A 6,711-nucleotide genomic window follows, 5' to 3' on the forward strand; every position below is an offset into this window, starting at 1 on the left:
GGGTCCTTACGGGCCTGATCGTTTCATCTTTGCCAATGAGATGGCGAGCTTCATGGGCCCGCCATCTCCCTTCCGGGGAGCATCTCGGTAAAAGGCCATGGTTAATGCGGCCTTAACCTTCCCGCCGATAGTCTGGGAGACGAATCTCCCGGCATGCGTCACGCATCCGGCCAGGCATCGACACACGGGGAAGAGGCATGCGTTCAGGCGCTTCAGCACCGCTCGCGCTGACCGATACGGGGCACGGCATCCAGGCGTTCGCGCGGCGGCAGGTTGGGCGCCTGGTCGGTGCCGGGATGTTCGTGTTCACCGCTTTCGGCGTCGCCAGCCTCGCTACCTGGAACGTCGCCGATCCGAGCTTCTCGCACGCCACCAACAATCTCGTCACCAACGCCATGGGCTATGCGGGCGCGGTGTTTTCCGACCTTGCCATGCAGTTCTTCGGCCTTGCCGCCGTCGCCGGACTGGTGCCGGCGGTGATCTGGGGTTTTCTGCTCTTCTCCGCCCGCGGCGTCGACAGGCTGGGCAAGCGCGGGCTTGCCTGGTTCGGCTTCGCGCTGCTTGCCGCGGCGATCGTCGGTTGCGTGACGCCGCCCAACACCTGGCCGCTGCCGACCGGTCTCGGCGGTGTGTTCGGCGATATGGTGCTGAAGATCCCAGGCATCGCCGTCGGCGGCTATCCGAAGGGCCTCTTCGCCACCGTCATCGCCGTTGTGCTCGCCACACCGGCGCTCTGGCTGTTCACCTATGGCTCGGCGCTGATCGCGCGCAAGAACGGCTTTGCCGTCATTGAGCGCGCCGCCGAGCCGGAGCCGCGCGAGCAGGACGATCTGCTCTTCGATGAGGATGAAGACGAGGGCGACGAAGGCATTCTTGCGCTCGGCGCCATCACCCATTGGTGGCTGTCCTTCCGTGCATGGATGCATCGGCGTGCCGCGCGCCGCAGGCAGGAGCGTGACGAGTTCGAGCCTCAGATGGAGCCGCGGGCCAGCGCCTGGCGCCGCGCCGCCGAACGGGTCGAATCGGCCGAGTACGCCGAATCCAGGATGAGCCCCGGCGGCCGCGCCCGTGTCGAGCCGGAATTCTTCGCCGCAATGGTCAACGACCGCAGCGCTTCGGTCGATCCGGTGGACGACAATGACTTCGACAACGAAGAGGCCGATCTCGACGACTTCGACGACGAAGAGCCGGTCCAGCGCCGCGCCAATGTGCGCAACTTCCGCTCGGACGCGGCGACGCGCGTGGAGGCGCCTGCGCCGCGCCCGGTGCAAGGCGCACGCGTTCAGCGCGAGGCGCAGACCTCGCTCATTGGCTCCGGCACGTTCGAGATGCCGTCGCTGCATTTCCTGTCCGAACCGAAGAACGTGGCGAAAGACCCAAGCCTGTCGAAGGACGCGCTGGAGCAGAACGCAAGACTGCTCGAAGGCGTGCTCGAGGATTTCGGCGTCAAGGGCGAGATCATCCATGTCCGCCCGGGTCCGGTCGTGACGCTCTATGAGCTGGAGCCTGCGCCCGGCATCAAATCCTCGCGCGTCATCGGCCTTTCCGACGACATCGCCCGCTCGATGAGCGCGATCGCCTGCCGCGTCGCCGTCGTGCCCGGCCGCAACGCCATCGGCATCGAACTGCCGAATGCCAAGCGCGAGACAGTCTATCTGCGAGAGATCATGGCGAGCCGCGACTTTGAAACCACCAAGGCGAAGCTCGCCTTGGCGCTCGGCAAGACCATCAACGGCGAGGCGGTCATCGTCGACATCGCCAAGATGCCGCATGTGCTGGTCGCCGGCACCACCGGCTCGGGCAAGTCGGTCGCCATCAACACGATGATCCTGTCGCTGCTCTACCGGCTCACCCCGCAGGAATGCCGGCTGATCATGATCGATCCGAAGATGCTCGAGCTCTCGGTCTATGACGGCATCCCGCATCTGCTCACGCCCGTGGTCACCGATCCGAAGAAGGCCGTGGTGGCGCTGAAATGGACGGTGCGCGAGATGGAGGACCGCTACCGCAAGATGTCCAAGGTCGGCGTGCGCAACATCGACGGCTTCAATGCACGCGTCAGCCAGGCCGAGAAGAAGGGCGAGAAAATCTCGCGCACCGTGCAGACCGGCTTCGACCGCCAGACCGGCGAGGCGATCTACGAGACCGAGGATCTCGACCTCGAGCCGATGCCCTATATCGTCGTCATCATCGACGAAATGGCCGACCTGATGATGGTCGCCGGCAAGGACATCGAAGGCGCGGTGCAGCGCCTGGCGCAGATGGCGCGCGCCGCCGGCATCCACGTCATCATGGCGACGCAGCGCCCGTCGGTCGACGTCATAACCGGCACCATCAAGGCCAATTTCCCCACCCGCATCTCATTCCAGGTAACGTCGAAGATCGACAGCCGCACCATCCTGGGCGAGCAGGGCGCCGAGCAGCTGCTCGGCATGGGCGACATGCTCTACATGGCGGGCGGCGGCCGCATCCAGCGTGTCCACGGTCCCTTCGTCTCGGACGATGAGGTCGAACGGATCGTCGGCCATCTCAAACTGCAGGGCGTGCCGGAGTATCTCGACGCCATCACCGAGGATGACGAGGAAGACGACGAGGACGGCGCCTCGGGCCGGGGCGGTTCCGGCGGCGGCGGGGGCGGCAATTTCGAGGATTCCGACGATCCCTACGATCAGGCGGTGGCCGTGGTGCTGCGCGACGGCAAGGCCTCGACCAGCTACATCCAGCGCCGGCTGGGCATCGGCTACAACCGCGCGGCGTCGATCATCGAGAAGATGGAGAAGGAAGGCATCGTCGGCCCGGCCAACCACGCCGGCAAACGCGAGATTCTCGTCCCCACCGAGGACGATAAGTTCTAGCCCGGCGACGGCCGCAGGAGGCGGCCGGCAACTTTGAACCCTCTGGCGCGTTGATGCGACCAAGCGCCGTGCGACCCGCCAAACTTAGGCCCAACTGGCGGTCCAGAGACTGCGACCAAGGCAAATCACAGGAAGTGACCGGCATGAAGACCCAGACAGATTTCGCTCCGACCCGCCGACAGCTGCTCGGCCTTGGCCTGGTGCTCGCTGGCGCCGCCGCCATCAATGTCGTGCCGGGCTTCCAACTTCTGGCCCTGGCACAGGCCGCGGTTCCGCCGGCGGCACAAAAGATCGCCGACCATTTTTCCTCGGTCAAATCGATGAGCGGCGAGTTCGTGCAGTTCGGCCCGAAGGGCGAGCAGACGGGCGGCAAGTTCTTCCTCGAACGTCCCGGCAAAATCCGTTTCAACTATGATGGATCGTCGAATTTCCGGGTGATCTCGGACGGCAAGTCGGTCGTCATCCTCAACAAGAAGCTGAACACCTCCGACCTCTATCCGCTGTCGAAGACGCCCTTGAAGCTTTTGCTCGACGACCGGATCGATCTCTCCGGCGGGCGCGTGAAGGCCGTCAAGGAAGAAGACGACCTCACCACCATCCAACTCTCCGACAAGTCGGTGTTCGGCAACGCCAAGATCACCATGATGTTTGATCCGAAGACCTATGAACTGCGCCAGTGGACGATCACCGACGCGCAGGGCAAGGACACAACGGTGATGATCTTCAACGTCAAGGAAGGGGTCTCCATTCCGGACGGCACCTTCGCGATCGACTATACGGCGAACCGCGAGCTCAATACCAAGACGCGGTAGGTCCGCCCATATTCAGGGCAGGGCCGGCTTGCAGCGCGGGCCGGCTTGTCTTTATGGCGCGTGGCTGGCAGTAGATCGGCGATCTTTTGCCGGACCTGCCTCAATGCCCTTCACTATAGCCACCTGGAACATCAACTCGGTGCGCCTGCGCATGCCGATCGTCGAGCGGCTGCTCAAAGAGCACTCGCCGGACGTGCTCTGCCTGCAGGAAACCAAGGTTCCTGACGAGCTGTTTCCGGAAAAGGCGTTCCGCAAGGCGGGATACGAGCACATCCTGTTCCACGGCCAGAAAGGCTATCACGGCGTGGCGACAGTGGCGCGCCGGCCGATCGAGCTGGTCGAGAAGCGGCGTTTCTGCGAGATCGACGACAGCCGGCATCTCTCGGTCAGGGTCCAGGCCGGCGGCAGGTCGATCCTGCTGCACAATTTCTACGTTCCGGCCGGCGGCGATGAGCCGGACCCGGAGATCAACCGGAAATTCCGGCACAAGCTCGATTTCGTCTATGAGATGAACAGCGTGCCGGCGAGCCAGGACGATGCCTCGATCCTGGTGGGCGACCTCAACATCGCGCCGCAGGAGCATGACGTGTGGTCGCACAAGCAATTGCTCAACGTCGTCAGCCACACGCCGGTCGAAACCGAAAACTTCGAGGCGATGCGGCAGGCCGGCGGCTGGGTCGACCTGATGCGGCTCAACGTGCCGGCCGAGCAAAAGCTCTACACCTGGTGGAGCTACCGCGCGAAGGACTGGCAAGCATCGGACCGCGGCCGGCGGCTCGACCATATCTGGTCGTCCGCCAATCTGGTGCCGAGCTTTGCCGGTTACGAGATTCTCAAGGCGGCGCGCGGCTGGGAGAAGCCGTCGGACCATGTGCCGGTCATCGCGAAGTTTGAATTGGGATTGAGCGCTTTCAATCGGCAGGGGCGCTGCGGCGCGTCTATTCCGTAAACCGTGGCGCGAGCTCCTCGATGCGGGCGATCATCTCTTGGAATTCCTCCAAGATGCGCTCGTGCAGCTGCACCGCGAGCTCCGGATATTCCTCGAGGATGCGGCGAAACATCTTGCGGCTCAAGCGGATAACTTCCGAATCGATCGCGGCCGAGGCGCTGGTCAGCCGGTTGGTGTCGGCGATGAGGGCCAGTTCGCTGAGCATGGCGCCGGGGCCTGCCGTGCCGATCGGGACGCGTTCGCCGCTGCCTTGCTCGCGATAGAGGACTATCCGCCCGCTGACCACGATATAGGCCGAGTCGGCCACGTCATCCTCGCGGTAGAGCTTGTGGTCGGCCTGCAGAAAAGTGGTCTCGGCGCCGAAGGCCAGCAGGCGCAACTGTTCCTGCGTGAAGCCCTGAAAAAGCTTCACGGCGGACAGGATGCGGATGTCGTCATCCAGCGCCATGCTAGCTGTGTCCCCGAGCGGTCAGTCCAGTCCCTCCTTTGGAGCGCCGCCTCCTTGCGGGAGCGCGCACTCCAACTTTCAATCACGCGTCGTGCGATGCGTGCAGCGAGCCGATCCATCACCCTCCAGCATCAGGATCGTACCCGAGGCAGTCCCGCCCGACCGCCTATCTGTTTGGTTCGACGCAATTCCGATCGGAAAACCGCTTTCACACTTTTCCTGGAATTGCTCTAGATCATGAAATGTTTAAGGAACCAGCTTGTAGCCGCCGCTTTCTGTCACAAGAATTTCGGCATTGGAAGGATCGCGCTCAATCTTCTGGCGCAGCCGGTAGACATGGGTTTCCAGCGTGTGGGTGGTGACGCCGGAATTGTAACCCCACACTTCTTCCAAGAGCACGTCGCGCGTTACCACCTTCTGGTCGGCGCGATAGAGATATTTGATGATCGAGGCTTCCTTTTCGGTCAGCCGCACCTTGGCGCCGCGCGGATCGATCAAAAGCTTCTGGCTGGGCTTGAAGGTGTAGGGGCCGACCGAGAAGGTGGCGTCCTCGCTCTGCTCGTGTTGGCGCAACTGTGCACGGATGCGCGCCAACAGCACGGCGAAACGGAAAGGCTTGGTGACGTAATCGTTGGCGCCGGCTTCGAGCCCCAGGATCGTGTCGGAATCGGTGTCGTGGCCGGTCAACATGATGATCGGGGCCTTATAGCCGCCCTTGCGCAGGATCTTCACCGCCTCCCGACCGTCCATATCGGGCAGGCCGACGTCCATGATGAGCAGATCGACAAGGCCGCCGCGCGCCGCAGCGACGCCTTTTGCGGCAGTGGCTTCCTGCTGGACGTCGAATTCTTCGTAAAGCGCCAGTTGCTCGACGAGGGTGGCTCGCAGGTCGTCGTCGTCGTCAACGATCAGAATGGTGCGTGATGTCATGATCAATCCGTTGTTTTAAAAAGAATATTCAGTTGACCTCCCCCCATTTATGCGGAAGCTCACCGGCGCAACAGTCGTTCACAGTGATTTGTTCCGTGAGACAATCATACAAGAAAAAACGCGCGCGCAATGCGGCAGGCGAATTTTTGCCGAAAGGGCTGCATGTCCTGGTTGTGCGTGCAAAGCCGGGCAACCCTGCGCAGGGATTGCTGCAAGCTGGCAAAACGGTGTTTCGCTGCGCCCTCGGGCGCAGCGGCATTTCCGCCAGCAAGCGCGAGGGCGACGGCGCGACGCCACTGGCTGCGATGCGGATATTGTCAGGCTATTTCCGCAACGACCAGTTTCCCGGCGGCCGCCGGACGGGGCTGGCGATGGCGCCGATCGGCCCGGATCTTGGCTGGTGCGAGGTGCCGGACGACCGCAACTACAACCGACCGGTGAAGATCCCTTACGGCGCCAGCCATGAACGGATGCGGCGCGCCGACCGGCTCTACGATGTGTGCCTGGTGCTGGACTGGAACATCGTGCCGCGCCGGCGCGGACGCGGCAGCGCGATCTTCTTCCATCTGGCGCGTCCCGGCTTCACGCCGACGCAAGGCTGCGTCGCGGTGACGGCGCGCACCATGGCGAGGCTGCTGCCGCTGCTGTCGGACCGGACGGTGGTGAAGGTGGTGAGGTAGGGGAGTAGGGGAGTAGGGGAGTAGGGGAGTAGGGGAG

At 63.4% G+C, this 6,711-nt stretch carries 6 protein-coding genes; 4 read left to right on the forward strand and 2 right to left on the reverse strand.

The window, feature by feature from the left end; genetic code table 11:
- Window positions 1-197 precede the first annotated feature (197 nt).
- The 3 genes from EOA32_RS11635 (at window position 198) to xth (ending at window position 4,616) form a co-directional block, all read left to right on the forward strand.
- A complete protein-coding gene (locus EOA32_RS11635; RefSeq protein WP_128371821.1) occupies window positions 198-2,855 on the forward strand; it encodes a DNA translocase FtsK in 2,658 nt (885 codons plus the stop codon).
- Window positions 2,856-2,998: 143 nt separating this feature from the next.
- A complete protein-coding gene (locus EOA32_RS11640) occupies window positions 2,999-3,667 on the forward strand; it encodes an outer membrane lipoprotein carrier protein LolA (protein WP_066998340.1) in 669 nt (222 codons plus the stop codon).
- Between the two features lie 103 nt (window positions 3,668-3,770).
- On the forward strand, window positions 3,771-4,616 hold the full coding sequence (gene xth, locus EOA32_RS11645; protein ID WP_128371822.1) for an exodeoxyribonuclease III: 846 nt from the start codon (window positions 3,771-3,773) through the stop codon (window positions 4,614-4,616).
- Here the strand turns inward: xth and EOA32_RS11650 are convergent.
- Both EOA32_RS11650 and EOA32_RS11655 read right to left on the reverse strand, forming a co-directional pair.
- Entirely contained in the window at window positions 4,606-5,064 is a 459-nt protein-coding gene (locus tag EOA32_RS11650) for a cyclic nucleotide-binding domain-containing protein (protein WP_095782692.1), read from the reverse strand. The two genes, xth and EOA32_RS11650, sit on opposite strands and share 11 nt — an antisense overlap.
- Before the next feature lie 246 nt (window positions 5,065-5,310).
- The gene (locus tag EOA32_RS11655; RefSeq protein ID WP_095804844.1) at window positions 5,311-5,994 is read right to left on the reverse strand and encodes a response regulator transcription factor; all 684 of its coding nucleotides are present in this window, start codon (window positions 5,992-5,994) and stop codon (window positions 5,311-5,313) included.
- A gap of 83 nt (window positions 5,995-6,077) precedes the next feature.
- On the opposite strand from EOA32_RS11655, the gene EOA32_RS11660 reads away from it, so the two are divergent.
- Complete coding sequence (locus EOA32_RS11660; RefSeq protein ID WP_128371823.1) at window positions 6,078-6,674, forward strand: L,D-transpeptidase; 597 nt, start codon at window positions 6,078-6,080, stop codon at window positions 6,672-6,674.
- The last annotated feature ends 37 nt before the right edge of the window (window positions 6,675-6,711 follow it).

This window comes from Mesorhizobium sp. M1A.F.Ca.ET.072.01.1.1, from assembly GCF_004023325.1.
Lineage (GTDB): Bacteria > Pseudomonadota > Alphaproteobacteria > Rhizobiales > Rhizobiaceae > Mesorhizobium.